Raw genomic sequence first — 26,321 nt, 5'->3', positions numbered from 1 at the left:
GCCGCTCTTTTTCACTTCGGTGTTGAGACTTCTTTGGCGTATGCCTGACAGGCCGCGAGGGCAATCAGCCCCCGGTCGCCGTCATCGGTGACGCCGATAATTCGTTGAGCATGCGCTGGGTCAAGTTCGGCTCTTGTGGGACCATGAACCACGCCGCCGGTGGCGGTGGAGACTGACACCGATCCGTTGCCGGCGCCGCTGGTGGCGTCGAGTAGGACTGACAGGCGCAGATCAGCAGTGGCAAGGCGGTCGCGAAGGCGACCTTGATCACGTTGGACATCGCTCAAGGCTCGGTAATGGGTTTGTTCGCTGGCTGCCAGACGCTGCTCGAGCGCTAGGCGCTTGTCCTGCTCAGCACGCTGTTGCGCGGCCGTGGCCTGTGCCAACTGATTGAGGGTTTCGGTGTGCTGCCGGGACTGCTCGCTGAGGCGACTACCGTAGCGCCAGTCCTGCACCTGCCAGGTAATAGCGGCGGATATGCCGACCAAGGCAACCAGCAGCGCCATCTTGCCAAGCAGCCGATAAGGCGCAGGTATCAGGTCGCCGAGACGCATAAAACCTCCTTCGCCCGTCCCCACAGCTCCAGACGATCCTGCAGGCCATTGAGACCACCGTTGATCCGGCGGGTGATCGCATTGAATTCGTTTTGATCCGCGAGCGCGTTCAACCCATTCACCGACCAGAACCATGCCGCCGATTCAGCAGCCCATTGCGGCAATTCCAGCAGCTCAGGAGTCCGCAGCAAGCGCTCGTCACCGAACAGTGCCAGGCTGCAGCGCAGATAGTTGTCGTGGCCAGTCACTTGAATCAGCCCGCGACCGCGATAACGCTGGCCATCGCCGTCCGCTGCCGGGGTGTTGCCCAGTTTTGCGGCCAGGGCACCGGTGTCGTATTTGCTCAGGTATTGATCGCCGCCCAGCTCCCGAACGTACTGCAGCTGACCGGACTCGTGTCCGATTTGGGCCAGAAACGCAGCTTGGCGTTTCGGCGTGTTGATCTGTCGGTGCGCCATGGCAGCATTGAGTGCAGATACAAAAACGCCCGCTTGGCGGCGGGCGTTGGGCATGATGCGTTGCAGTTGCTGTTCTGTCAGTGACATCGATGGCTCCTTGATGTGTGGGGATGCGACGCTATTAGTTGAGCTGAACGACCTTCAGATCCTTCGGCGCTTTTTTCTTCTTGCCTTTGGCTTTCGCCTTACCCTTCTTACCGCCGTTGCACTCGACCGTTGTGCTCCAGCCGGACTGGGTAAACACCTGCTCCACAGAGTCGACCAGGTACTCGCCATCGAGGCCGACCTTGAAGCCTTGAGCGTTGATCGATCGTTCGGCAAACAGATCGGTACGTCCTGTCATTTCCAGCCGGACGCCGGCAGTGGAGCGGTTGAACGCAGTGAGACGTGCCTGGGCTGCCGCTTCGGCGGCGGACTTGTTCGGGTAGATGTGGCGGTCGGTATGCACTGGCGGCAATCCGTCGGGTGATTCGTCGTTATCCAGGGTGACCACTGCGAGCTTTCCGGTCTTCTTGTCCTGGTGCTTGGTCGATACCGCCTTGTGCGTGTTGCGATCACCGAGCCTAAACTGGAAGCGACTCACGCCACGCCGTTGGATCAGCACAACACCGAGAGACTTGCCCGAAGCACTTTCCCCACCCTGGCGCGGCATCACCAGCAGCTTGCCGTCAGCCACCTTGGCCGTGCAGTCGTATTGCTTGGCTAAGCGCGTGATGAAATTGAAGTCCGACTCGTTGAGTTGATCGGCACGCGGCACCTTGGTCTGCACCGGGCAGACCGCCTGCCAGCCATTGCGTGCGGCAACATCGGTGACGATCCGTGACAGTGGCACGTTCTCCCAACTGCCGCTGCGGGTGGTTTTGCCGCTGCCGCGCATGTCGCTGGCCTTACCGGTGATCACCAACGTATCCGGTGGACCGGACAGCTCGATCTCGTCGACGACATAACGGCCAATACGGGTCAGCGACGTTTCGATGTAACCGAGAAAGATCTCGATGCTGGCCCCACGCGAGGGCAGCAGCACCGCTCCGTCACGGTCGTCAATGCGCAATTCGAACTCGTCAGATTCCATGCCGGGCTTGTCGGTGGTCTTCAGCTGCAACAGCCGGTCGTTGATCAGCGCTGTGATGTCGGCGCCGTCGGCCAATACGCGAAAGGCTGGGGTCATTTGTGCTGTCCATAAAAAAGCCCGCACAAGGCGGGCTGAGTTGATTGCATGTTCTGCAAGCAAAAGAGCGTTGCAGATCAGTCGATTTTGATTAGGACGAGATTCTCGCCCCTCACGGCCATGCAGCTACCGCACACCGGGCAGGCAAACACATCTATCTTCGGGTCAACCGGAAGCGTTTTGGTGCAGGCGGGGCAGTTACCCTCCAAAAAGGTCTCCCGAAACCCGAAGGTTTTCCAAAGGATCGCGACTACCGCTCCCAAAGCCAAGAGCCAGCCTAGAACCGGAATAAAACACAAGAGGATTGCGCCAATGGTGCCGAATATTATCCAGTTCAATCGGTAATTGAGTTCCCCCCAAAGGCTCCGCTTTACTTTCCTTAACTCTGTCGATCTTTCCATAAGGGGTCTCTCATACCTTCCAAAAAAGGGCGAGTCTATCGACGCTCAGAATCTACGGCAAACTGACATCACTGCGCCTATGAAGGCTTCAGCCCCACAGCATCACGTCGCCGTTACTCGGTGCAGCCAGATCCGGCAGCTCGATCACGATGCCGGCGCGGTAAGGTTGCGGCTCGTCGGCCAGCCCCTGATTGGCATCCAGTACCGCCTCGACGGTGCCGTCCAGATGCCCATAGGCGTGATAGCACAGGGTATCCAGCAAATCCCCGTCAGACGTTCTGCATGTCATCGCCATAACGAGTGAACTCCAAAGTAAATGCCTGCTTGCGCGGGATGCCGCCCTGCAGCAGCGCGGTCTGTTCTTCTTCGACGTTCTTCAAGCACCAGGTGCCGAGCACATCGCCATAGCCGGTGGTCAGGGTCAGAGGCAGGAGCTGGGCACCGAGACTGCGCAGGGTGTCCAGCTGTTTGATCCCACCCTTGAAGCCTGGAAAAATCGCGCCCTTGAGGGTGATTTTTTCCTCACCGATGCCCACCGCTTGTTGCGCCGGTCGGCGAGTCAGGCGCTCCTGCGATGCCCAGCGGTATTCCGTCGAGCGTCGCAGCTCGTCGAAGGCGGCGGTGTCCAGGTTGAAGTAATACGGGACCGCCTTGGGATCCAGCGGCTGTACGATTAACAGGTGCGGAAACGGCTTCACCGCTTCCGGCATCGGTGTCGCGTCACCCGCCAGTGATCCGGTCGGCAGAATGTTCCCTAGTGATGGACTGACCTTGCCGGCGATCTTGTTGATCGCGGTGGACGCCCGCGCTGCCTGTTCCTTGAGTTCGCCCATCCGCTCATCGATCTGCGACACGGCGCGGGTGGCCTTGTTGTAGGTGGCCACCACCTGGCCGACCTTGACCTGCGCGGCGTTGACGCTGCGCATGACACGCTGCAGCTTTGCCCCGACCGCCGGCCCCACGATTGGAATACCTTCCAGCTCCGAGGCCGCGCCGCTGATCTCGCTGATGGCACCGTTGACCGGTCCCATCATGCCGTCGAGGCTACGTCGTCCAGTCTCCCCCGCTGCAGCCAGATTTTTCAGACCCGACTGCAGCTGTTCCATGTAGGCCATTGGCCCTCCTTACACGTGCGGTTCGTCATACAGCTTGCGGTTCTGCAACTGCTGCGTGGCCTGCTGCATCTGCTGAGCGATGAAGGGCTGCAGCTCACGCGCCATTTGCGCCGGATCCTTGGCATCGCCCTGCACGGTGATGTGCAGTGGCGCCGAGATTTGGACCTGCTGCTCGATTTTCGGCGACTCGGCTTTTGCCACCGGGACGGGTGCAGCCAGAAGAGCCGGTGGAACTGGTGCACTGGCAGGTGCGGCCAACGACCTGGCCACATCGCCCATTGCTGCAGGTGCCAGAGGGCCAGAGGCAGGCTTCGGTCCGAATGACCGAGCAATGTCGCCCATCACTGGCGACAGGTTTTTCCCGGCATCGGCCATCATCAACGGCCCGGCATCCGGTACTTTTTTCAGCGATTCATCAGCGCCGAACAGCTTTTTACCCATGACTCCACCGAGCGCATCGCCGCCCATGTAACCGAGATAGCCGCCAATCAGGCCGCCGACGATGTTGCCAATAATGGGCACTGCCGAGCCGATGGCGGCTCCCGCAGCCGCGCCGGCCAGGGTACCTGCCAAACCGCCGGCCGCTTGTCCGTAGCCTTCCGCCTTTTCATCCTGGGTCTCGGCATTTTCATAGGTGTCGTAGGCTTTAAAACCAGCATCGACCACCGCCAGCAGCGCTGGACCTTTCATGCCGCCAACAATCTTGGCACCACGACCACCACCTCCTCTCCCGCCGCCTTTACCGCCTTTGCCTTTCTTGCCCTCGCCGCTGGCATCAAGATCACCCCCACTCAGCCCACCGCCAGTACCTGGCAGATTGGTGACGATCACTTTTTGCGGGATGTTCGGGTTACCCATCAAGGTGCCGCGCCCGAGATTCATCAGCCCCTTGCCGATCTTGTAGGTATGAACCACACCACCCAATGCGACCAGCGCTGCCACGGCCGTTCCGATGCCGACCACCACACGGGGAAATTCGTCGGAGAGGCCCGCCAGTTTGCGACTGACGTTGTTGATGCCGTCGGCTACGGAATCGGTGACCGGCCGGATCGCATCGCCGATGCTGCGCATGGCATCGTCCATTGACTGGGCCATCTCGGACCATTTTTGCGCCGAGGTTTGCCGGCGCTCGGCCAGGTTCTTGTCGAGGATCCCGGTCGCCCCGGCGGAATCCTTTTTCAGCTGGTTGTACAGATCCTTGTTCTGCATGTACGCGGTCAAGGCTGCCTTGACCTGCATATCAGCGAACAGGTCACCGGTACGCAAAGCCTCTTCCAGAGACTTCATCATGGCTTTGGCTTTCTCGGGATCAGCCTCTTTGCTGATCGCGGCTGTGGCCTTGGCCATCTCGGCGGCACGCTTCGGATCAGTCGCTTCGATGTACTTCTGGGCCAGGGCAAAACTGGATTCCAGTGTGGATTTGCCATTCTGCAAACCGGTCTGCATCGACCCCTTATAGTCGATCCCGGCCTTCTGGTAGGCCTTGACCGTTTCTCCGGAGCCGATTTTCTCCATCCAGTTTTTGAGGTTGTTGGCCGCTTCGTCCGAACCACCGGCCGTTTTCATTTGCACCTGCAACATCGCGCCCAGCTGCGTCACCGAATCCATGCCGGTGATACCCAGTTTGCCCATGCCGGCCAGCAACTCAGGAAACCACTTGGCCATGTCGACCGCTTCAAAACTGCCCGCCTGGCCCTGGTAGGCGATGGCCTCCAGCGCCTGCTGCATCACTTTGGGGTCAGTGATCTTGGCGTTCTGACCCAAGGCGTTGATCATCTTCGCCGTTTCAGTGCCTTCCGATCCTTGGCCCACCGCAAATTTCGCTGCGGTCGGTGCATAGGACAGCGCCTTGTCCAACTCCATACCGGCGCCGACCAGGGCGTTGACGACTTCGGCCACCTGATTACGCGCCATGCCTGTATCGCGTGACGTGTCGATCACAGTCTTGGACAGTTGCGCCTCTTCCGGCGTGTTGGCAATGTTGGCCTTGATCGCAATGTCCCGGATGATCGCGCCATAGTCCGCACTGACCTTGGTCGGGATGGCAGCTGCTGCGGTCAGCGCCCCTGCTTGACCAAGGGTGCCTTTCAGTCCTGCTCTGCCCTCCTCGATCTGTCGATGACCGAGTGCCTTCAATTCGGCACCGGCAGCCACGCGTCCCATCGTGGCGTAAGCCTTGCTCAACCTGCCCACCTCAACGCCTTGTTTCTTCAGCAGTTCGAGGTTCTTTTCGTACTTGCTCAGCAGTTTGTCCGCGCCGGCGGCGCCGGTGGTGTGCGCCTTGCGCCATTCATCGCGCAGACGCATGGTGTCGCCGATGGTGTTCTGCAACACGCGGGCCTTGCTGCCCACGGTGTCCAAATGTTTGATCTTGCTTTCGACGTCCTTGAACGCTTTGCCTACCGTCGGATCGACGGCGCCGCCAATGACAAAGCCGAGTGCGAGGTTCTTCGCCATGTGCGGACCTTATGCGCAAGGTTGGTTAAGCGGTGGCTCAATCGGAGAGCCACCACACCAGTTCGTTGAAGGACATGGCCAGGATCTCGGCTGCCGAGAACCCGGTTTCTTTGGCCATACGCTTGGCCAGGATCTTCAACGTAGAACCGTCGCACTTAGTCGTCCGTGACCAGACGAAAGTAGCCGGCCTGCAAGCGCATGTAATCCACCATCTTGAGCCCCACCAGATCCGCCTCGGAGGTTTGGGTCAGCGAGGAAAACAGCGACAGTTCCCGCTGCTCGGCATCACCGTTGGAGGCCGCTTGCGCGGCCCGCACATCCCGCACGCAAGGTGCACGCATAGTCAGGCGGTCGACCTGCACACCATTGAGTTCAGTCGGATATTTGAGGCTTATACGAAACCCTTCCTCGGTCAGTTCCATCCACTTAGGGAGCGACGGTTCGGGTGTAACTTGAACTGCTTGAGTCATTGCGTATGTCCTTAAAGGCCCAGGGCCGAACGTTCTTCTGCCAGTTGATCAACGCCGTCGACCACCAGCACCATGCCGACCATGTCGATCTCGTAGATCAACCGGCCACCGACTTCGAGCTTGTAGTAGGTCAACGCCATGTTGTGTTTGCTTTCGGCTTTTTCACCGGCCTTCCAGTCGCCCATGTCGACCTCTTTGAGGCCGCCGCGCATGGTCACGATGACCGGAGTGACCTTGCCCTTGAGGCCTTTGAACGTGGCTCGAAACACCGCCGTACACGCGGTGCGGTCGGACAGGCCGAACCATTTCAGCGCCTCGCGGCGCACACCATTAGTGGTGAATCCGGCTTCGAGTTTCTCGACACCGGTCGGGATCTCGATCTCGCCGGCCATGCCGCCGCCCCGGTAGGTTTCGGTTTTCAGCACGACCTTGGGCAGGGTCAGGCTCGGCATCTCGCCGGCAAAACTCACGCCGTCGATAAACCCGGCGCAGTTGGACAGAACTTCAGGAATCATCAGGTGGCCTCCTTAGGCGGCTTCAAGCACTTCGGTCATCCACTCGTTGGTGACTTCGAAAAGGAAATTCGGGTTCTCGGCCGGCGGCACGTCGGTGAAGCGGATCCGCCAATACACCTTGCCCTGCTCGATCTGGCTGGCCGTGTTCAGCTCCTGATCGGCGTACACCTCGAAGTTGATCACCGCACCCTGATTTTTCAGGTCGCGCATGAATGCTTCCAAGCCGTCGGTGACGTCCTTGACGTAGGTCTTGGTGATCGAGCGGTCGACCGCCCATTTGTGCCCGGCCTGCACCGCGTCCATCAGAATGAACAGCGTGCGCACGCGGGTGACGAATGCCCACTTCGGATCGCTGGATAGCGTGCGGTTACCCCAGAGGCGGTATCCATCGTCGCGAATGATCGTGGTGATGTTCGCGTTGTTCAGCAGGTTGGCCCGACAGGTTTCATCGCCGTCCAGATACTCGACGGCACGGGTGGTCCCGGTGATGCCGGTGAGTTCCTTGTTCGAAGGCGAGGCCCAGAAACCGTAGGTGGCATCCGTCCAGGCAAACAGGCCGGCCGTCCACGCAGAACCAGGCGCGTCCACCGTCTTGCTTTCGCCGGTGTCCCAGAACTGCACACCAGGATCGACCATGAACAGGTTGCGACTTCCGAAGTTTTTCGCGTACGCCATGGCGGCCTCGTCGGTGGTGCATGGCCCGTCGATGATGCCAATGGCGCGAAGCTTCTGGGCCAGGCCGTCCATGGCCGTGGCCACCGCTTTGGTTGCGGAATGGCCGGGGGCGATCAGCAATCGCGGCTGGGCATTGAACAGGCTCTTGCCATCGAGCAGCGCCTGCAGGCCGGTACGCTGACCAGACTCCAAAACACCGCCGATAATGGCCGAGGTCTGCAGCGCCGGGTCGTCCATCTTCGGCACACCGATGGCGACGATCACCGCCTTGGCCTTGGCATAAATCGCCTGGCAGGCCTTAGTGATCGCTGAATCGGCGCCGAACGCTGCAATGGCTTCACGCTCGGTGGTGATCAGCTTCAGCTCGCCGGCCTTGGCCGTACCGCCACCCACCAAGCCGGGGCTGAAGGTGTCGCACAGGCCGATGATCGACGAGGACGGAAGCGAGATAGTGCGTGCGCCAGTATCGACCGCGGTGGTCGTGACGCCGTGAAAGAAACTCATAAGGCTCGTTCTCCAGAAACGAAAAAGCCCCGCATAAGCGAGGCTGTGAGAGTGTTCGTGTTACGCGTAACGGAAAAGAAAACGCCCCGTCAGTGCGGGGCGTTTATTGCTCTTGCTCAGCCAGCCAAAGAGGCGCGACAGGACGGTGATCCGACAGCGGAAATCCGCCGCCTTGCGGCCAGTCGCGCAACTGCCGGCGGTAAGCCTGAAGCTCGATGTATTGCTCAGGCATGATCGAAGTCGCCCTGCCTTCCTCGACCTCGTCGCGATGGCGTGAAACCAGAGGGTCAGTAGCCGCCAATTGCCGATCACGCCAAACACGCTCAGCGGCGGCCAGTGCCTCAGCGCTAGGCGGCGGCCGATCGACAAGGATGGGGCCGCCGAACTCGTCAGCAGCGACGACCATCCCGGCAGATTGACCAGCCAGAATTTCGCGACGGCGCTGATCGGAAACCTCAACGCCATCATCTGGCATGTTGCCGTTAATGGCGTCGTCGTAAAAGCCACGCTCAGATGCACTAAAAAAAATCATGATCAATACCCCCACGCGCGCCAGGTTACGAGTTGACTTACCGAGGTCTGAGGCCCCGTGTTTGCGTTGATAGCAATGGTGCTCAGGCTGGCACCGTTCTTTCTCGCACCGGCAATCGCGAACTCACCACCAGAGATCGCCAATGAGTTGGACACTGACGCCATCGCCCCGAGAATTGCAGCAGAGAATGCGATGGGCAGTGTAATGTACGACTCAGTGTTGTCATTGATCGTTACGGTTCCCCACTGCTCGATCAAACCTGACGGATACCGTTGATAGCCATTGGCAAAAAGCCCGGCGATTCCAGATCCGCCCACCGCGAGCCAGTTCACACCCGTTGCGATAAATTCTGACGCAACGCCGTTACCCAGCACCACACTGTTCGAACCCACCTGATTGCCATTTGGCCCAGCAATTACGCCGTTAATTGACCTTACGGTACAGACGGTCATTGCTCCCGCCTGAATGTAAATACGACTTCCAAGGGGCAACAGCGTGACATCAGGCAGCGTGAGAGTGACAGTCGCCCCGCTTGTATATACGTACTTGCCGACATCGGCCGCCGTCAAAACCGTATTTGCCGCATAGGCGACGTACCCGGCAAAACTACCAGCCGAGCGCTGTACAAACTCAGTCGTAGCGAGCTTCTGGCTGACATCAAATTGAGGGGGAGTGTTTGCTGTTGGATTGATCAGCGCAGGAGCGTTGATTGGCGCAAAACCTTGTGTGACGTTCTGGAACGTCAGCGCCGTGGTGCCCAGGACAATCACGCCATCGGTAATCAACTGCCAGCGGGTATCGGCCAACATTGCGCCCTGCTCGACCGATACCAGCAACGCCGAGGTGACCTCGGCATTCGAGTCAGCGTCCACCGCACGCGACCAACCCGCCGCTGCCGCGACCCATATTCCGTTGTCCTTGGCGGCAGTCTGGTTTTTCACCAGTACCCGATCACCGACAACCAGTGCCACGCCGTCGATGGACTGAAGCCCGGACAGCACGATGTTTGCCGTCGTCGCGACCCGCACCGACTGCTTGTTGTCGAGCTTGTACAGCTCTTCCAGAATCTTCGCGTCGACATATTCGCGTGTAGCCAGCACCACTGCCGGATCGATCTTGAGCTGAATATTGCCAGTGCTGGTGACGATGAAGTTCATGCGCACAATTTGCGTGCGGCCTGAACCTTGCGACAGCAGTGGCTTGAAGCTTGGCGCGCAGTTGGCCACCGCCACTAGATCACCGTCCGCGTCGTAAAGACCGATCTCACGAATCCACTTGCCACCCTCGTCTGCCGGGATGACCTGTTCGGCGATTATGATCGCCGGATTGTTCGGGTCGACCTTGAGTTGATTCAACGGCCGGCGCCGCCATTCGTTGATCAGTTTGGTTTGCAACCGATCAGGAATGGGATCAGCGCCGTTAGCATCACCTACGCCCATTTGGCTGATCAGCCAGGGAACACCGAGTGCATCGGCATTCGCTTGCTTCGCCTCTCCGACCTTGGTCAGGATGGCGAAAAACTGCGAGTTCGCATCAATCATTGGTAAACGTCCAGAGTGTCTACGGAGTGTTCGCGCCCGACCACGCCAAAGCTGCCGGTGACTTCGATGTCACGCATCACTGGCGGGTAAACGTCGATTACGTCGCCCTCGTACAGAGCGACACTGATGTTCAAGTTGCCCTGGGTTTCGAGGCTGATGGCGAGGCCGGTCAGTTGCCGGCTGACCGGTTTGGCGTCATCAATCAGGCGTTCCAGTTCGAGGTACATCTCCTCGGTGATGCCGGTGTCGAGTACACCGACCTTCAGCGCGAAGGTACCCGGCACGCCTTCCGGTACGCCTTGCCACCACTCCAGCACCTCGATCAGGTAACCCAGCGGTTCGACTACTCGGCGTAATGCGCCGATAGTGCCCTTGTGCTTGTGGATGTAGAACGAGGCCTTGATCGCGGCACGCTTGACCGCTTCCGACCACGCAGGATCCCAGCGATCAACTGACCAGGCCCAGGCCAGATGTGGCAGCAGGTGCACAGGACAGGTGTCGGGGTTGTATAGCGTGCGCAACGGAATCAGCGTGGTCTCGGCAAACGTCGCCTCGATAGCTCGCTCCAAGGGGGTGCTGTTGAGCGGCAAAAGACTGCGCATATCAACCTCCCAACACGACGGTGCAATCGGTGCAGTACGCCGCCTGCGCCTTGGTCGGTTTCAGATCTTTCCAGTCTTTGAGTTCGACGCGCGCGACACCCGCTACGTGCAGCTGCGCGTCGACACCGGAGCGCGCAACTTCGACGCCCAAACGGCGGCGAGGGTTGATCCACGCCGCCAATCGCTTGATGGCTTCGGCCAGCGCGGCATCGTTTTCTGGGCCGGTGCCTTTCATGTGCAGCACCGCATCAATCCGGTACGGCAGGATCTCGGCGCCGCGTACCGTGACCCGGTCACCGACCGGGCGCACATCGTCGTCATTCACAGCCATAGCGACCAAGGCCAGCAGCTCCGACCCAACCGCGCCGTCCCCTTCCAGGCCCAGCACCGTCACGTCGACACAGGCCGGCGCCGGGCTTTCAGCCGTTGCATCGGCGACCAGTGCCGAGGCGTTACGGGCATGCAGGATGTAGCTGTTGCGTGGCCCTGCTGTGGTCAATCCCTCGTACGCCATCTGCACCCGCTCGCGCAAAGCATCGTGCGACTCCATCACCGCCGCGACCGGCGGAACGGCCAAGGGATCCGCTGCCTGAATGACCAGGCGCTTCAGATTAACGTTGGCGGCCAGTTGATCAAGGTCGGCCCCGATGGCATAGGCCAGAAATTGAGCCTTCGCCGCATCGTTGACCCGCGCTCGGTTGCCGACCTTGATGTAACTGCCGACCTCCAGCAGCTTGGTCACCGGATCGCTCTCCAGTGCCGCCGTCCAGTTGTCGCCCATGTAACTGCGAAACACGTTCACCGCTTCGCCGTACACTTCTTCGAAGTCCAGAGGCTCTAGCACATCCGGTGGGGGCAGTTCGGTCAGATCCACCAGCGTACTCATACCCACACCTCCAACGTGCCGCGCTCACCGAGATACTCGCCGCTGATTCTGAAATTGATTTTCCCACCTAGCACCGAGGTGACTACGATGCGCTCAACCTTCAATCGCGGCTCCCATTGACGCAATGCCCGGACAGCTTCCGCTTGAGCGGCGCTCTTCCAGCCTTCGTTGATGGGCAGGTCGACCATGCGCCGCAGTTTGCTGCCGTACTCCGGACGCTCGCGGCGGCTCAGCAACGGCGTGCCGAGAATGTCCGCAACGGACTGGCGTAAATGCTCGATGCCGGAGATGGGTTGCCCGGTGTGGCGATCCATTCCGATCATCGGGTTTACTCCTTGAGTTGCTCGAACTCGGCGTTGGCTTTGAGACACTTCAGCGCCACATCGTCGGTGCCATCAACCGATACCTGGGCTTTCGCTATAGCCAGGGTGCGGCCGTCAGGCAGGACGACCGTGCGCGATGTGTAGAGCGTGTCGCGAAAGGTCACGGTCGAGTTCGCCTGCACGGTGCTGATCGGTACGGACTCAGGCGCATTCGAATCATCTTGATGTTTGGCCATGATTTCTCCAGGCATGAAAAAGCCCGCACGCGGCGGGCTGAATGAGTGATGAGTTAGTGCTTGTGGTGGTTGTCACTTTGGCCGGTGGCCAGAATGTCGGCATCACTGGTGATGCTCTGTGTCGCGTGCAGAGGGCCGTCGATGTTGACCGGCCCTTTGATGTTCACGGCGCCCTCCAGATTGATCGTTCCGGACTTCACGCTGACAGCGTTGTCGGTGAATTCGGCCTGGGTCGATCCGACCTTGATCGTGACCGTACCGCTCGGCAAGGTGATGGTGTAACTATTGGCCTGCCAGTCGTAGACCAGTGAGCCTCCATCATCGAAACGCCAGACCTCGACGTGGTCGCGGTTGTCTGGTGGAGGGCCACCATTGCCGTAAAGACCAGGAATGAACGTGCCTTGCGCCACGTCGCCGCTGGCACTGATCAGGGTGCCCTGCTCGTCGAGACTCGGCGCCCGCCAGTGCCGCGCCTTGCCAGCTGCAACGCTGTGCCAGCGCACCCAGCCGCTGACCCACTCACCGTCCGAGACTCTGCACATTGGGGGTGACGCAGCGAGATCCACCGCCACCACGTAGCAATCCTTGACCAGGCCGGCGAGCATGCGGTCGTGCTGGGCCGCGACGTAACCTGAACTCATTGCACGTCCTCCGCACGGAACGGGCCGTCGCCTGGCTCAATATTCAACACCAAGGTGCCCGGCGGCTGATCCGGCCAAGGCCATTCGGCATCACCCAGGTAGATCTGCTGCGTCCATTCCACGATCCAGACGGTGTAGCCGTCCAGTTCGGGTTTGGTCCAGTCCTGCATGGCCTGCACGAACTCGGCCGGTTCGACCTCAACACCCCAGCACTGCATGCGGAGCAACGCGGCGAGGTGGCCCGCTAGGAACACCGCCTGTTGATGATGATCCGGCTGAATCGGATCGGTGATCACTCGCGCCTCGAACTTGCAGGCCAAGCCGGTTTCACCGGTTCCCGGATCGAGACCCGGCTCCATCTCGGCCAGTTCGATCAGTACCGCTGGCAGCGGTAAGCGATCCAAATCATCCGGCCACATGGACACCGTCTGCAGGCCCGGAAAGTGATCCTTAATGCGCCGCTCAATGACTTGATAAAACTGTTCAAGACTGAACGGCTCGTCGACCTGATCCGTCACGTCATTTCCCCTTCAAGTGCTTCTGCACTTCGAAATTGAGTTCCTGCTGCAGGACATGCACCAGGTGTTCGTCAGCCTTGCGTACCCAGCTCTCGAAGTGCGGGCGGGCCTGCTCCAACGAAACCTTGGCCTTGGCCAGCGGGAAGCGATTGTCGTGCTCGGCGATCCAGCCCGAACTCGCGCCGACCGCACCGCTGACATCGCTGTCGGGATAATCGCTCGCCCTGAAGTGCTTGCTGCCGGTACGAATCCAGACGTCTGCGCTGTTGCCGTAGACCTTCTTGAAGAATGCACCCTGAAAGCGCCGGCCTGCCACCGAGACACCGGAGCGACTCTGCCGAGGCCGGCCGATGCGGCTGGCCTCCATGGCGTTGAGGCCAAACCACAATTTGCCGCTGTTCGATCCACCGCTGACCGGGTAGGCACGCAGTCGCTGACGCACAGCAGCGACAGCAATGCGTTCCTGCCGGCCGACGGCGCGGGCAATTTGTGTGGCAAGCCAGCGCAGGGTTTTGTTGATGGCTCGGCGCTGGGCGTTGGCCGCTGCTTTTGGCACTACGGCGGCAAAGTCCTGAAAGGCTTTCAGGTCTGCCGCCGATGTCTGCAACGAGATCATCCCGCCGCCGGCCGAGGGTTTGAAGTGACTGCCAACACTCATGGTCGTTTCCTCAGTATCAAGGCGACGAGTCCATCACCGCCCGGCTCCAGCTGCAGCAGGTCATAGTCACCGCCACCGTCCAGCTCCGGCAGATCCACACTGACAAGCAGCCCTTTTCTCAGGCCATGCGAATCGCGGACGCGGATCTCGAACTTTGGTTCACGCAACGCCGTCCTGGTATTGCCCATCTTGGGTTGCAACCACGGTGCGGCGAACATGCCCAGCACCGGCTCGTCGTAGCCCTCAATCCGAGCCGTGTCGCCGAGGGTTTCGAACACCGTGTCGTCGACGTCTTCCAGCAATTCGCGAAAGGACATGGTCAGAGTTCCAGCAGGATCTGCGCACGAGGTCGCGTGCACAGGTGCAGCGGGTTGGACTGAGCTTCTCCGGCCATGCCTTTCTTGAACGGCAATGGTTCGATCATGCTGTAGTAAGGAATACCCTGGGTGTTGACCGTTTCCATGTAGTCAGCAGGTGCAAACACCGAGATGTACAGATCCGGCACGCCTTCGGGAATCAGCAACGCCTTGTCGTCGTGCACGAACGACACACCGGCTACCTTGCCACGGTAGCGCTCCCAGATGATGCCGCCGAACTCGAAGCTCTCACGAGCATCACCACGCAGGGCTGCTGCCTGCTGGCTGTTGAGGTAGGTCTCTTTGACCGACTTGTGAACGATCAGCTTGTTCCAGAAGTTCTTGCCGCAGAAGGCGCGAGATCCGGTGCTGGTCACACTGCCGAGCGCGTCTTCCTGCATGTCCAGGGCTTCACCGCACTTAACCCGCAGTTCAGTGCTCGAATCTGCCAACCCCATGGACAGTTTCTGGCGATCCACACCGAAGCGGTCATAAAGGTCCAGCAGTACGGTCTTCCCATCGGCATCAAGGATCTGGCCATTCAATGCACCCATGCGCTGGAATTCGTGCGTGGCGTCCAACTGGCGCCGCGCCTTGGCCAGACGTGCATTGACCACGTCCTGCACTGCCTGCAACTCAGTACGAGTACCGAATGCACGGATGCCTTGGATCTCGTCGGCCTTGATCGTGAAGCGCTCCGGCAGGTGCACGGTGTTGAAAGGGATCAGGGTGCGCTTGCTGCCTGCAACCACCAAGCCGGACGTGCCACGCTCACCAGCCGGCACCAGGGCCAGGGTGTCGCCGTCCTTTTCAATCTGAACAGTCAGGGTGGTGATGCCTTCCTCGCGAAACAGCCCCAACGCGCTGATGCGTCCGGGCAAGTAAGGCTGATCGTTGAGTGCAGCGGTCAGCGAATCGACGCTGAATGCTTCGTCGTCAAAAATGGCGATATCGGCCATAGGTACTCTCCAGAAACGAAAAATCCCGCACGCGGCGGGATGCATATAAAAGAAGGATCGACTTAGCGGACGATCACGAAATGAGTGGCGAGTGCTTTCTCGGCGGCCAGATCCAGACCGGTCAGGTGTGCTTCGCTGACTTCGGCCAAACGCACCACGGCGCGCCCGCGACGAACGACATCCGACTCACCGAGCGGGCCGTAGAGAATGGCGATGGCGTTTTCCGTGCCGTCTTCGGCGGTCGGGTTGTACGGGGCGAACTCACTGCTCGCGGTCACCAGGCCGAGGATCTGACCCGGCTCCAGTGCGTGACCGGCGGCAACGTTGATTGCTTCTCGCGAGATGGTCCCGGCGCCCTCGGACAGCAGGAACTCACCTGCATGCATCGGTTCGCGTTTGATGGTCATGGTCTTACTCCTTTAAAGGCTTGAGATTGAGCGGCCTGACGCGCCGCCCAAATGGATGGCGGATCGGGTTGCTTGGCTTGAATTTTGGGAGCCGGGTCTTCGTTCTGCGGCAGACTGTTGTCGATCTCGAAGCCCCCGCCTTTCCCTACGACCTTATCGAAGAGCCGCGCACGCACGGCACCGGTGTCCAGTCCGGCCTGTACAAACTCCACCGCAAACTCTGGCAGCCGGGCAGCAACGCAAAGATCGCGGATCGACTTGGCCTGGGTGATCGCGGCCTGCACAGTCGCTTCGTCAACCAGCTTGGTCGCTGCAATCAGCGGTTCGATCAAGTTACTGATACCGGCCTGAGTGCATGACTGGGTGATCAGCAGAGCCAGCGCCGCTGCATTCGCACCAGTTGCCGATGGCTCAGGCTTGTCGACCACCGGCTCGGTCGGTTTCGTGAGTTCGTTGAGCAGATCCAGCAGCGCCTGGGGCGTGCGCTGGTATTTCTGCATGACCGTGCCCTGCCCCAGACACGCCTTGATTTGCACTCCGTCGCCGACTTCATCGGCCAATCCAAGGGCCACCGCTTCGCGAGCCGTCAGCCAGGTTTCTGCATTGACCAGGCGCCGCAACTCTACCTCGTCGATATCCGGCGCCTTGGCCTTGTAGGCCGTGATGATGAGTTCCAGCGCTTGATCCAACGCGGTCGCTACCTTGCGCATATCCTCGGCATCACCCGAGGCATAAGTCCACGGGTTGTGGATCATCAGTGCGGCGTTTTCAGCGATTACCACTCGATGAGCGCCGCAGACTGCAACGCTCGCGGCACTGGCAGCCAGGGCATCCACACGACCGGTGCAGCGTTCTCCCAGACGCGACAGGGCGTTATGAATGGCCAGGCCGTCGAACAGGTCGCCGCCGATGCTGTTGAACGCAACTACAATCGGTGAAGTACCGTCATCCAGCGCGGCCAGGTCACGCACGAACTGATTGGCCGTAATACCCCAGGTGCCGATCTCGCCGTAGACGTACACCTCGATAGTGCGCTGTTCGGCTTCACCGCTGGCCCGGAGGCTGTACCAGTGTTTGTCTTGCACGGGCAGTTGCCCATCCAGTTTGTTGAAGATTCGTAGATGGAACGGCGGTTTCATGGTTTCTCCTGGTCGTCGTGTTCAGTATCAATCTCGACGAGCGTTCGGTAATTGAGGCGCAAGTCGCGGGCACGTTGAGCGTCGGCGGCGTTTTCCGCGTCGACCGTTTCGGAGTCGTAACCGGTTCGCAGACACATCTCACTGCGCGAACCGAACCCGGCATTGACCTCAAGCATTCGCGCCTGCACGTCCTGCACCGGCTGGATGTAGGCCCAGCCTTGAGGCACCCAGCGGGTGCGCAGAAATTCGCGACGACGCTTGGCGTAGTCCGGCAACTCGATCACGCCGCTCAATACCGCCATGTCCAGCCAAGCAGCGCGGACCGGCCGGCAAATCTGGTGGATGTAGACGTTGAATTGCAGTTGTTCGAGGCGGCGCCGGAACTCGTTGAGCACGACGCGCAGCGCACGGTCGTTGATCCCTTTCATGTCGCCCGTGAGGATCTCGTAGGGCGTGTCGGAACCCGCTGCAGCTGCCATCAGTTGCTGCCGCATGAAGTCCGGGTAGTTGTTGCCGGCATCCGGTGGTTTGGAGAACTCGACCTCCTCACCTGCGCCCAGCTCCTGCATCGTGCCGGGTTCGAGTGCCACCATCGGTGTGAAGCCGTCGCGATCAGCAGTAATCAGTTGACCAGTGACGGGATCACGCGGCGCCTGTCCCATGTCAGGCGACGGGCGCTTGATGAAGCCGGCGAACAGGTTGGAAACTTCCTGCCGGAACAGCACCGCATCGTCGTAGTTGTCGAGACTGCGCAGGCGCTTGAGTACCGGCGACATGCGCGGCACGCCGCGCAACTGCCCCGGTTCCAGCGGTTCGAAGATGTGCAGTACTTGGCTGGCCGGTACGCGCACCAGTTGGTTGTAGCCGCTGTTGAGCGACGACGCATCACGCGGGTGCGAGCGGTACATCCAGTAAGCCACGCGCTTGCCGGCCGGGTTGAACTCGATTCCGGCACGGATGATGTTGCCGGTCTTGGTCATCTCGAACTTGTCGTGCGGTACGAATTCCGGCGCCAGGGTCTGCAACTGCAGCGGCACTACCAAGCCTTCGTCCAGACTGCGCGGACGCAAGCGGACAAAACACTCGCCCGCCGTTTCCACGGTGCGAGCCACCAGCGCCTGCTGGCCGTAGAAGTCGCACAGACCGTCGGCATCCGACTCGTCAGCCCAGTCGTCCCATAGTTCCTGCAGCAGGTTGCGCAGTGCTTCGTCTTTGACCTTTGGGCGTGGCGTGATGCCGGTGCCGATCAGGTTGCTGACCCGCTTGTTGATGGCGTTGGCCGCATACGGGTCATTGCGCACCGCCGCCCGTGAGCGGGCACGCAGGTTGCGCAGCGCCGGGGTGTTGATGCTGTTGATGCCATCGTCGGTGGCGTCCCAGCTGGCAGATCGGCGACCCTCCCCGGCGCCTTCGTAGCTGGCCTTGATGTTCGATGGCAGCAAGAATCCGCTACGTGAGAGCGCCGGGAATTGTCGAGCCATCAGATTCCCTTGCCTCCATGACTGAGCCGGACAACCCGCGAGCGGGGGCCGGTAGCGCTGGTGAGCGAACTACGGATTTCTTCACGGGCGCGGAGCAGTTCGTCGACGTCGCGGTATTCCACCGTTCGGTCGCTGTAGCGCACGGTCTTTTCGCCACGCGCAATGGCGCGCTCGATGGCGTCGAGGTGTTTTTGAGTAAAGGACATATCAGCGTCTCTTCAGGTAACCGCTGGTGGAACTGCGGCGTTGATGTGGTGCAGCAGGGGGTCGCGCTGGAGCGACTGGTGCAGCAGGTGGTGTTGCGGCTTGAGCCTGTCGCACAGCCGCAGGCGCAGGTGTTTCGCCTTCATCGACGCGCTCCCCCTGAACCGGCTTGATGCCCAGGGCATCGTCGAACAGACCGGACTGGGCCAGCGCCTGACGCACCCGATCCCAATCGTGTTCCTGGTAGCGGTTGATGCCGAGGTAATGCGCCATCGCGAGGCAATACACCATCAGGTCGAGCGCTTCGTTGCGCTCTGCCTTGCCCTTCACCCATTCGATGCGTTTGTGACCGCGCACGTACCGCACGACTTTGCGTTCGGCGACGCACTGAGCGAAGAATTCATCCGGCAGGTCGTTGGCAAAGTGCAGCGAACCCGGCCCGTCCGGGAACGGGTAGCGGTTGTAGATCCAGTCCTTGGCGGTGTCGGTACCGACGAACCACAGCTCGGCGCCGTTGCGTTCGGTCTGCCCCTTCCACGTCACGTCAACCATGGACGGGCGCTGTGCAATCACCGGTCGGCCCGGCTTGCTTGCGCCCTTGATAGCGAAGATGTTGCGCCAGCGGCGCACGCGACAGTACTGGTAGACCTCATCGGTGTGGTGACCGCCGGAGTCGACGCCGACGGCGAGAATCGCCAGCCCGACACCGCAAGGATGCCGGTAACGCGCCTTGAGTTTCTCGTCCAGCACAGCCCAGGTGCGGTCGTCTGCTGGATCGCCCCAAATGACCTGGTGATCGACCACCCAGCGTTCCATGCCGACGCCAAAGCCCATCACCATCAGCTCCAGGCGATTGGCCTGAACGTCGACGGCGCCGGTCAGCATCAGCACGCCGGCCGGCATCGCGCCGAGGGTGTAGGTCTCCATCCGCGCCCGGGCGATGAGCACTTCCGCCTTGGTCTGTTCGAGTGCGCTGTCCCAGACCTTGGCCAGACGGGTGTTGTAGAACACCTGCATCAGGCTCGTGTCGCCTTGGGCCTGAGCTTTTTTGGCGTCTTCAAACTCCACGGCTAGGCCGGCCCAATCCATCCAGCCGGTCGGCGAGTACAGTGCATTGAGGTGAAAACCAACGGTTTTGCCGTCGCCACCGGCATGAGCACGCCACTCGCCTCGGGCAAGCATGTCGCTCTTGTGGTGCTCCTCGATCAGCACGTCGCACTCAGGTGCTGCACACTCGTAATGCACAGTGCTGAAGTCCTTGCTGTAGTGCAGCCGTTCCCATTCCAGCACTTGCATATGACCGCAGGTAGGGCATGGCACGTAGTAGTAGCGCTGGTCGCTAGATTCGAACAGATCGGCGATCCGCGAGGCGCCTTTGATCGTCGGCGAGCTGGAGAAGTAAATCTTGGCGTTGCGACCGAAGTTGGTCGCCCGCGTCTCTGCCAGCTTGATGGGGTCACCCTCCTGGCCGACATCGTTCTCCCAGCGGTCGACTTCGTCGCCGTAGATGTAGCGGGCCGAAAGCTCCGACAGGTTGGCCGCAGAACCGGCGGTGGTGACATACAGCGAGCCACCCTCGAATTCCTTGGTGTCCATCGTGTTGCGTGCGTCCCGCGAGCGGGTGGCCGCGACCCGCTCGCGCAGAACGGGGGTGGCCTTGATGGTCTTGCTGATCCGCCCCGACACCCGCTTGGACAGGCCAAGGCTGGGAAGCAGCGCCAGGATGTTCGACGGCGCCATGTGAATCAGGCCGCCCATCCAGTTCAAGGCAATCTGTGTTTTCATCAACTGCGAGGCCACCATGGTGACCACGCGTCTGCAAGGGTGAGCCGGCGACAGGCAGCGCATTGGCTCGCGGGCATAAGGTGTCCGTGAGGTGCGGTACTGGCCGGGTTCAGGGGCACCAGTGTCACGCGGGATTCGCATGTACTCATCGGCCCATTCGTCGATCCAAAGGTCTGGATCGGGGCGCAGTCCACGGAAATAAGCCTCACGGTACACCTCTGCACCGTCAGGAAATTCCGTGTGCATGGGTTCAGTCCGTTGTCATTGCGTGTTCAAGATCTGCCGAAGAGAGCCGCTCGGCTTCTTCCAGCGTTCGACGGAAGGTGGCTGTCAGGTGTTTTTCGATCAGCCAGGGATCGGTCATGGCCGCAAGATCATGGGACAGTTGCGGCAACGGCCCGAATAGTTGATCGCGCAGCAATCGGCCGGCGTTGTAGGCACCGGTTTCGACCGCCTCCTTAGAGACCAGCGAGCCTTGGGCTTTGCCCAGTTCGATCTCCGCCAGCTTGGCCATGTTGTGCTCACGCAGAGCGCGGGCCTTCTGGAAGTCGGGAAGCTTGCCGTCGCCGGTAAGCACCTGCGGCGGCGCAGCCGTGGTAGTCGGCTCGGTCTGGGTCGACAGTTGGCTGTAAACGTCACGCTGAATCCGGTCTTGTTGGTGCCGATCAGCGACGGCGGCTTTGCTCGGGTCGGCGGTGTCGCGAATCAACACTTCGCTGGCCTGAACGTCCACCAGTTTTCCGTCCGGCGACAGCACCAGTCGGTTGTTTTTTTTCAACCAGGTGATGTAGCTCGGTGCCCGGCCGATCCGCGCCGCGAAGGCGCTTTTCGACAGGTAAGTTGGTTCTGTCATAAGCCCTCCTTTCAACGGCTTTTCAATGCAGACCTTTCAATTTCAATGGATTGAATTTCAGTAAGCTGGGGGCGCTCCCGCTAACACTTTCCCGCGGGTTTCCGACCCCGTGTCCTTCAGATACCCCTAGGGTCCCCGGCGGTTTTCGGCGCACCAGATCGGTGCATCACCCCTGTTCGCCCCCGGTTGGCGGCACTTCGCAGACGCCCAGCCGTTTCGCGGCCCATCGTTCGTACAACCCGATGGCAACATCCGCGCCCGCCATCGCTGTCAGGCATCCCAAGGCGCCCGCCGTCCACAGCGACATCCCGGCGGCGATCATCAACATCATCGCCGTCACCCCGCAAACAATGCAGGCACCAGACCGAAGCGCGAGCCTGCGCAACAACGCCCAGCCCCGCGCCCCATCCTTGTCCGCCCGCCACATTTCCCCCGATACGCCACCGACCAGAGCCAGGACGATTACTAACCAGATCGGCATTTCTGCCAGTGCTTGTTGCTCATTCGTCATGTCTGCTCCCCATGGTTTATAGATTCGGAACACGTCCAAGTTACTTGGCTGTCACACCAGAATGTAAGAAGCTCTATCCGACGTAATCCAACGGATCGGAGCAGAGCAATGAGTGTATTGATCGATGTCGTAACCACAGTGGGTGTGGTTGGCTCGCTAATGATTGGATGGGTTCAACTAACAGATCAGAAGCGATTAGAGCTGCGCACTTGGGCAATCAAGCTCGCAACGATTACCAGTGTTCTGTTGGTGGTGGGCAGCGGGATATGGGAAACAATCAAGTTCGGTAGGAGTGATGCGCCTTTGACGCGCATGGATATCTTGTGGCTCCTGGCTAACCTGTGGAACACAATATTTTATCTAGCGATTGGCGTTGCCCTTGCTGCGTACTGGTCTAGCCCCAAGGGTACGAAGGAAAAGCTGGCGGCCTTTCGAATTCCCACGAGCGACAAATGAAAAAACCGGCCGTTTGGCCGGTTCGTTGTGCCGCTCTCTGCGGTCGCACCTATCGAAGATGACTACTTTTTACAGGTCGATTCCGGTGGCAGCAACCCTGTTTTAATGCCACCCGGTGAATAAGTGGGTAACGCAGGGTGAACGCCTAGTGAATGTCGGTGAATACACCACCACGGCATTCTGCTGTCTCAACGGTGTCCCATTCGTCCCACTTCCTTGAATCGTAGTGGGACGCCTGAGAGCGCCCAAATTCGGGGCTTCGCCCCACTGTCCTACCTATCTTTCTTCTTTCTCGTGTAAAGGAAGAATTTTAAAGAACACGCGTTCGCGCGTAAGCGCGTAGTGCTCGCCCGCTACGCTCACACGGGCGGGAGGCACTACTAGGAGGGACGGTGGGACAACCCAACAACGACAAGGCCCGCACCTGTCCCACTGCATCAAAACGCAGCGGGACAAGACGGGCCAGTGGGACAACCACAACCGGAGCGATGCCTGGGGTCACGCAGCCGCCCCCATCAGCACCCAGTAGATCTGCAGATGCGCCTCATGCAAACGCTGATAGTAGGTGTCACGGCCACAACCGCAATGCGCGTAACGCAAGCGCATATCAACGTCGAGCGTGCAGTAATGCTCCCGCACAACCGTCACCAGCTCGGGCGCCAGATGCTTGGTCACGATCAGCTCGATATCGAGAGAACTCTCCAGCGGCGCACGAAAGGCCCGCCGCCCACGGATCAGTTGCCCATTACTCTCCATCATCATGGCAACCATATTCCCCCCAGCCAGCCCCCCTTTCGAATGCTCTGAGTGCAGCTCCTGCGCCCACAACCTAAGCAACGAATCGATCTCCTTAATCATCGAAACAAGGCTCCTCGAACGCTTCCCGCTGCAACGCCGAAGCACCGCCCCACCCTGCCGGTTTCTTGTATGCCCAAGGCCGTTGCCCGCTCTTCGCCAGCGCTGGCAACCGCACACGTCGCCAGCCCAACCGATGCATAATCGCCCCGACGCGCATCTGCTCCGGCTTACCCCAATGCCCGAGGTCCAACTTCAGCGCACTGAGCAGCACATCACTGCCGGTGGCGGTCTCACCGATCTGCGACTCTTCCAGCCAGGTCAGAATCGGCCCTTCCCACTCATCCACCACAAACCGCTCGTCCTGCTCCTCGCCGAACATGGCAGCTTCATCCAACGTCACCCACCAGAGATCACCCGCGTCGTAACAGAACACAGCCTCGGCCCAGAGCTGATCGCGCATTGAGCGCAACAACTCCAGATCCACCTTGGTACACGCCACTGGCCAATAACGCCGGTTGCCCGTGGCATCCTTCAGATACTCGTCTTGGTTAGTGGTACCCACAAAAACACACTGGCGTGGCACGTCCATCGTTCTGCGGCCGTAGCTCTCCCGATAGGTGTCGGTGGACGCCGAAAAGAATTGCTTGGCTTTCGTGCTCTCAGCCTTGTTGAAGCTATCCAGTTCCCCAAGCTCAACGATCCACTTGCCCCGGATCGCCTGAAACCCGTCTTTGTCGCCCAGCGCAAACGGCGTGTCCATGAACCACTCGCCGCCAAGAATGCTCATCGCGGTCGACTTACCAGCGCCCTGCGCACCTTCGAGAATCATCACCGAATCAGCCTTGCAGCCGGGCTTCATCACCCGCGCCACCGCCGATAACATCCAGCGCTTGCCGACCTTTGCCGAATAATCTGTTGCCTTTACACCCATGACATCGGTAAGCCAACTTTCAAGCCGAGGCACCTGATCCCACTGCAGCTTGCGCAGGTACTGGCGCACTGGATGAAACGCATGGTCATGCGCAACCACACTCACCGCCTCGATCACATGCGAGGCCTTGACCCGCAAGTTGTACTGCTGCGCGAGCCACTTCATCACCCGCACATCATCAATGTCCGCCCAATCGCCCGTGCCGCCGCCATAAGGCGCCGCACGCAGCTTCACGATCTTCGAACTGAAAGCGCTGTAGCTGATCACCCCGGCCCAACGCTCATCGTTGGCTAGGATCAACTCGACATTCTGCATGTGCGCAATCAGCGCGCCGCTTTCGCTGCGTGCCAGCAGATCTTTCCAACCTCCAGCAGCCGGCGGCTTGACCACTGCCAATACCTGACGGCGCACCGCCTCCAAACCTTCCGCAACATGCAGATCGTTGAAGTCGGTCCACTTGGCTTCACGCTCACCGGAAAAGATCGGCGCGACCACCTGGCCACCGACAATCAGCGCCGCGTTGTTTGCTTTCTCTTCACCGGGGTTCCAAGCATCACCATTCGGCTTGGTGGTCATCCAGTCATCGTCTCGGCAGATGATCAGCGGACAACCGGCGAAACGCTCGCGCATGGCCTTGCAAACCACCAGCAAATTACCCGCATCAAACGCAACGGCCACGGTCAATGACGTGGCCATATGCAGACTTGCGCCGGTCGCGTAGCCCTCACACACCAGAACCGGCTCGCCCGGATCCGGGTGCGGCCCGATCAGATGGAAAGCGCCCTCCTTCGACATGCCGTAAGGCCAATAGGACTTGTCCCGACCGGTGTCCTCTTGCTTGGTCGGGAACACCACCTGCAGTCCGACAATCTCGTCACGCACATTGCTCATCGGCACCAGAAACGCACCGGAGCGCGGCGCATACCGAACGCCGAACCCAACAATCTGCTTGCGATCCAGATAATCGCTACGGCCCTTCTCCGGCATGCGCTTGAACATACCGGCCGCTCGCTTGGCCGCACGGCGTGCCGCGTTTGCAGAGATCTCAGCCGCCCGGCGCTTTGCCTCTTCCTGTCGAGCGCGCATAACCTCACGCTCTTCAGGCGACATCCGCCCGGCCTTGACCTTGATCTTCTGAGACTCGCCCGAACGCCAGTCACCGAACGCACCGAAGATCAGCGTCTCGCCTTTCTCGGTGCGCTGCTCATGAACGACATACCAGCCATTCTTTTCCTTGCCCTTGTCTTGCGTCGTCTTGCAGCGGGTTAGCTTGCCAAACACCAAAGGCTGCGCAGGCTCAAGGCCGTAATCAGCGAATTGCCCCAGCACCTCATCGAGCATGACGAGCCTCCATCATTTCCTCAATGGCAAGGCATCCCACGCATTGCGTGCAGCCGGGCTGCGCCAAACGGCGAGCTTCCGGGATCGGTTCATCGCACGTTTCGCAGAAGAGAAACGAATGCGCCGCCAAAGCAGGCTTGGCGGCGAGAAGACGTGCAGCCAGCGCTTGATCAACGCGCTCCTGCACCAGATCATTTGCAAAGTCAGCGATGTCAGCCACGATCAACACCCCGCGTCGTCTGGTTGACATACGTGGCGCGGTTGAACAACCCCAACAGCCCCTGAATCCCACGAAACACCTGCAGGCGGATCGCAGCCAGTTCCTCATCGGAAACAACCCCGTCGCCAATGCTCTTGGCCCAGGTATCCGCCAGATCCGCGACTTGCCGGAAGTACTCGGCAATTCCGGTGGTCAGCGTCTCGGGCATATCGTTGGTGTACGCCTCAGCCAGCTCCTGCCAAGTGGTGTCACCGACCAACGCATGCACCGCATCCAGAATGCGGCGATCCTTGGTCAGCTCCAGAATCTCGCCGAACTCTTGAATGTTCACCGTATGGCTGGGGTGGGTTGGGGAAAGCTTGTGCTGCAACGTGGTCGCATTCCGGCCGGTGGTGGCGGCGATGGCTGCGGCGCCGCCGGGATAGTCCCGTGCGGCATGGTAAAGCGCGAGATCGAGCGGCAAAACTTCCCGCTGCGCCCGCTCAACAGAACTCAGAGCGATACGGCTCATGGCATTAATCCTTGTAAGTTGCCAGTGCCGCGCGACATGCAGTGGTGATACATTTGCCGCGTGGCTTGAAAGGGCCCAAACGCCGGCTAGATCTTCGGGATCGATACCGGCACCG

Annotated in this window: 32 protein-coding genes; 1 reads left to right on the top strand and 31 read right to left on the bottom strand. The window is 60.2% G+C overall.

Annotation, left to right across the window (positions count from 1 at the left end):
* Window positions 1-11: 11 nt before the first annotated feature.
* From P3G59_RS06000 to P3G59_RS05870, 27 genes are all read right to left on the bottom strand, one after another.
* Window positions 12-554, bottom strand: coding sequence for a lysis system i-spanin subunit Rz (locus P3G59_RS06000; RefSeq protein WP_277760829.1), 543 nt, complete (start codon window positions 552-554; stop codon window positions 12-14).
* Complete coding sequence (locus P3G59_RS05995) at window positions 536-1,099, bottom strand: glycoside hydrolase family 19 protein (RefSeq protein WP_277760828.1); 564 nt, start codon at window positions 1,097-1,099, stop codon at window positions 536-538. The genes P3G59_RS06000 and P3G59_RS05995 overlap by 19 nt, the downstream gene beginning before the upstream one ends.
* A gap of 34 nt (window positions 1,100-1,133) precedes the next feature.
* Window positions 1,134-2,180: a contractile injection system protein, VgrG/Pvc8 family gene (locus P3G59_RS05990; protein WP_277760827.1), complete on the bottom strand. Its 1,047-nt coding sequence runs from the start codon at window positions 2,178-2,180 to the stop codon at window positions 1,134-1,136.
* Window positions 2,181-2,669: 489 nt separating this feature from the next.
* On the bottom strand, window positions 2,670-2,876 hold the full coding sequence (locus P3G59_RS05985) for a tail protein X (protein ID WP_277760826.1): 207 nt from the start codon (window positions 2,874-2,876) through the stop codon (window positions 2,670-2,672).
* Window positions 2,851-3,696 (bottom strand): phage tail protein, encoded by an 846-nt coding sequence (locus P3G59_RS05980; RefSeq protein WP_277760825.1) that lies wholly within the window; start codon window positions 3,694-3,696, stop codon window positions 2,851-2,853. Before P3G59_RS05980 ends, P3G59_RS05985 begins: the two co-directional genes overlap by 26 nt.
* A 9-nt stretch (window positions 3,697-3,705) precedes the next feature.
* On the bottom strand, window positions 3,706-6,153 hold the full coding sequence (locus P3G59_RS05975; protein WP_277760824.1) for a phage tail tape measure protein: 2,448 nt from the start codon (window positions 6,151-6,153) through the stop codon (window positions 3,706-3,708).
* Window positions 6,154-6,308: 155 nt separating this feature from the next.
* A complete protein-coding gene (locus tag P3G59_RS05970; protein ID WP_277760823.1) occupies window positions 6,309-6,623 on the bottom strand; it encodes a phage tail assembly protein in 315 nt (104 codons plus the stop codon).
* 11 nt (window positions 6,624-6,634) lie between these two features.
* Entirely contained in the window at window positions 6,635-7,138 is a 504-nt protein-coding gene (locus tag P3G59_RS05965) for a phage major tail tube protein (RefSeq protein ID WP_103368783.1), read from the bottom strand.
* A 12-nt stretch (window positions 7,139-7,150) separates the two neighbouring features.
* Window positions 7,151-8,317, bottom strand: coding sequence for a phage tail sheath family protein (locus P3G59_RS05960; protein ID WP_277760822.1), 1,167 nt, complete (start codon window positions 8,315-8,317; stop codon window positions 7,151-7,153).
* A 103-nt stretch (window positions 8,318-8,420) separates the two neighbouring features.
* Window positions 8,421-8,849, bottom strand: a complete 429-nt coding sequence (locus P3G59_RS05955) for a phage tail assembly chaperone (protein ID WP_277762117.1) — start codon at window positions 8,847-8,849, stop codon at window positions 8,421-8,423.
* 2 nt (window positions 8,850-8,851) lie between these two features.
* Window positions 8,852-10,390 carry a phage tail protein gene (locus P3G59_RS05950; protein WP_277760821.1) on the bottom strand — a complete coding sequence of 513 codons (1,539 nt, stop codon included), beginning with the start codon at window positions 10,388-10,390 and terminating at the stop codon, window positions 8,852-8,854.
* Complete coding sequence (locus tag P3G59_RS05945) at window positions 10,387-10,992, bottom strand: phage tail protein I (protein WP_277760820.1); 606 nt, start codon at window positions 10,990-10,992, stop codon at window positions 10,387-10,389. Before P3G59_RS05945 ends, P3G59_RS05950 begins: the two co-directional genes overlap by 4 nt.
* A gap of 1 nt (window position 10,993) precedes the next feature.
* Entirely contained in the window at window positions 10,994-11,878 is an 885-nt protein-coding gene (locus P3G59_RS05940) for a baseplate J/gp47 family protein (protein WP_277760819.1), read from the bottom strand.
* Window positions 11,875-12,201 (bottom strand): GPW/gp25 family protein, encoded by a 327-nt coding sequence (locus P3G59_RS05935; protein ID WP_277760818.1) that lies wholly within the window; start codon window positions 12,199-12,201, stop codon window positions 11,875-11,877. The genes P3G59_RS05940 and P3G59_RS05935 overlap by 4 nt, the downstream gene beginning before the upstream one ends.
* Window positions 12,202-12,206: 5 nt before the next feature.
* The gene (locus P3G59_RS05930; RefSeq protein ID WP_277760817.1) at window positions 12,207-12,437 is read right to left on the bottom strand and encodes a hypothetical protein; all 231 of its coding nucleotides are present in this window, start codon (window positions 12,435-12,437) and stop codon (window positions 12,207-12,209) included.
* Between the two features lie 53 nt (window positions 12,438-12,490).
* Window positions 12,491-13,078, bottom strand: coding sequence for a phage baseplate assembly protein V (locus tag P3G59_RS05925; protein WP_277760816.1), 588 nt, complete (start codon window positions 13,076-13,078; stop codon window positions 12,491-12,493).
* Window positions 13,075-13,596, bottom strand: coding sequence for a hypothetical protein (locus P3G59_RS05920; RefSeq protein ID WP_277760815.1), 522 nt, complete (start codon window positions 13,594-13,596; stop codon window positions 13,075-13,077). The genes P3G59_RS05925 and P3G59_RS05920 overlap by 4 nt, the downstream gene beginning before the upstream one ends.
* A 1-nt stretch (window position 13,597) precedes the next feature.
* Window positions 13,598-14,254 carry a hypothetical protein gene (locus tag P3G59_RS05915; RefSeq protein WP_277760814.1) on the bottom strand — a complete coding sequence of 219 codons (657 nt, stop codon included), beginning with the start codon at window positions 14,252-14,254 and terminating at the stop codon, window positions 13,598-13,600.
* Window positions 14,251-14,571 (bottom strand): hypothetical protein, encoded by a 321-nt coding sequence (locus tag P3G59_RS05910; RefSeq protein WP_277760813.1) that lies wholly within the window; start codon window positions 14,569-14,571, stop codon window positions 14,251-14,253. Before P3G59_RS05910 ends, P3G59_RS05915 begins: the two co-directional genes overlap by 4 nt.
* Window positions 14,572-14,573: 2 nt before the next feature.
* Window positions 14,574-15,569, bottom strand: a complete 996-nt coding sequence (locus P3G59_RS05905) for a major capsid protein (RefSeq protein WP_098964724.1) — start codon at window positions 15,567-15,569, stop codon at window positions 14,574-14,576.
* A gap of 62 nt (window positions 15,570-15,631) precedes the next feature.
* Window positions 15,632-15,976, bottom strand: coding sequence for a head decoration protein (locus P3G59_RS05900; RefSeq protein ID WP_103520674.1), 345 nt, complete (start codon window positions 15,974-15,976; stop codon window positions 15,632-15,634).
* Window positions 15,973-17,115, bottom strand: coding sequence for a head maturation protease, ClpP-related (locus tag P3G59_RS05895; RefSeq protein ID WP_277760812.1), 1,143 nt, complete (start codon window positions 17,113-17,115; stop codon window positions 15,973-15,975). The genes P3G59_RS05900 and P3G59_RS05895 overlap by 4 nt, the downstream gene beginning before the upstream one ends.
* Window positions 17,112-18,596, bottom strand: coding sequence for a phage portal protein (locus P3G59_RS05890; protein WP_277760811.1), 1,485 nt, complete (start codon window positions 18,594-18,596; stop codon window positions 17,112-17,114). Before P3G59_RS05890 ends, P3G59_RS05895 begins: the two co-directional genes overlap by 4 nt.
* Window positions 18,596-18,802, bottom strand: coding sequence for a hypothetical protein (locus P3G59_RS05885; protein WP_277760810.1), 207 nt, complete (start codon window positions 18,800-18,802; stop codon window positions 18,596-18,598). Before P3G59_RS05885 ends, P3G59_RS05890 begins: the two co-directional genes overlap by 1 nt.
* 1 nt (window position 18,803) lies before the next feature.
* Window positions 18,804-20,831, bottom strand: coding sequence for a phage terminase large subunit family protein (locus tag P3G59_RS05880; protein WP_277760809.1), 2,028 nt, complete (start codon window positions 20,829-20,831; stop codon window positions 18,804-18,806).
* 4 nt (window positions 20,832-20,835) lie between these two features.
* Entirely contained in the window at window positions 20,836-21,438 is a 603-nt protein-coding gene (locus P3G59_RS05875) for a terminase small subunit (protein WP_277760808.1), read from the bottom strand.
* A gap of 166 nt (window positions 21,439-21,604) precedes the next feature.
* On the bottom strand, window positions 21,605-21,949 hold the full coding sequence (locus P3G59_RS05870; RefSeq protein ID WP_277760807.1) for a phage holin family protein: 345 nt from the start codon (window positions 21,947-21,949) through the stop codon (window positions 21,605-21,607).
* 108 nt (window positions 21,950-22,057) lie between these two features.
* On the opposite strand from P3G59_RS05870, the gene P3G59_RS05865 reads away from it, so the two are divergent.
* Window positions 22,058-22,405, top strand: coding sequence for a hypothetical protein (locus tag P3G59_RS05865; RefSeq protein ID WP_277760806.1), 348 nt, complete (start codon window positions 22,058-22,060; stop codon window positions 22,403-22,405).
* A gap of 498 nt (window positions 22,406-22,903) precedes the next feature.
* Here the strand turns inward: P3G59_RS05865 and P3G59_RS05860 are convergent, their stop codons facing one another.
* From P3G59_RS05860 to P3G59_RS05845, 4 genes are read right to left on the bottom strand one after another with little or no spacing between them, the layout of a single operon-like run.
* Window positions 22,904-23,263, bottom strand: a complete 360-nt coding sequence (locus P3G59_RS05860) for a hypothetical protein (protein ID WP_103368800.1) — start codon at window positions 23,261-23,263, stop codon at window positions 22,904-22,906.
* Window positions 23,256-25,475 carry a VapE domain-containing protein gene (locus P3G59_RS05855; protein WP_277760805.1) on the bottom strand — a complete coding sequence of 740 codons (2,220 nt, stop codon included), beginning with the start codon at window positions 25,473-25,475 and terminating at the stop codon, window positions 23,256-23,258. The genes P3G59_RS05860 and P3G59_RS05855 overlap by 8 nt, the downstream gene beginning before the upstream one ends.
* Window positions 25,465-25,695, bottom strand: coding sequence for a TraR/DksA C4-type zinc finger protein (locus P3G59_RS05850; protein WP_277760804.1), 231 nt, complete (start codon window positions 25,693-25,695; stop codon window positions 25,465-25,467). The genes P3G59_RS05855 and P3G59_RS05850 overlap by 11 nt, the downstream gene beginning before the upstream one ends.
* Window positions 25,688-26,206 (bottom strand): phage regulatory CII family protein, encoded by a 519-nt coding sequence (locus P3G59_RS05845; RefSeq protein ID WP_083366735.1) that lies wholly within the window; start codon window positions 26,204-26,206, stop codon window positions 25,688-25,690. The genes P3G59_RS05850 and P3G59_RS05845 overlap by 8 nt, the downstream gene beginning before the upstream one ends.
* Window positions 26,207-26,321: the final 115 nt, after the last annotated feature.

The sequence above is a fragment of the Pseudomonas sp. A34-9 genome (genome assembly GCF_029543085.1).
Lineage (GTDB): Bacteria > Pseudomonadota > Gammaproteobacteria > Pseudomonadales > Pseudomonadaceae > Aquipseudomonas.
The sequence above is the reverse complement of the archived record's forward strand: the minus strand, read 5'-3'. Positions and strand labels throughout refer to the sequence as shown.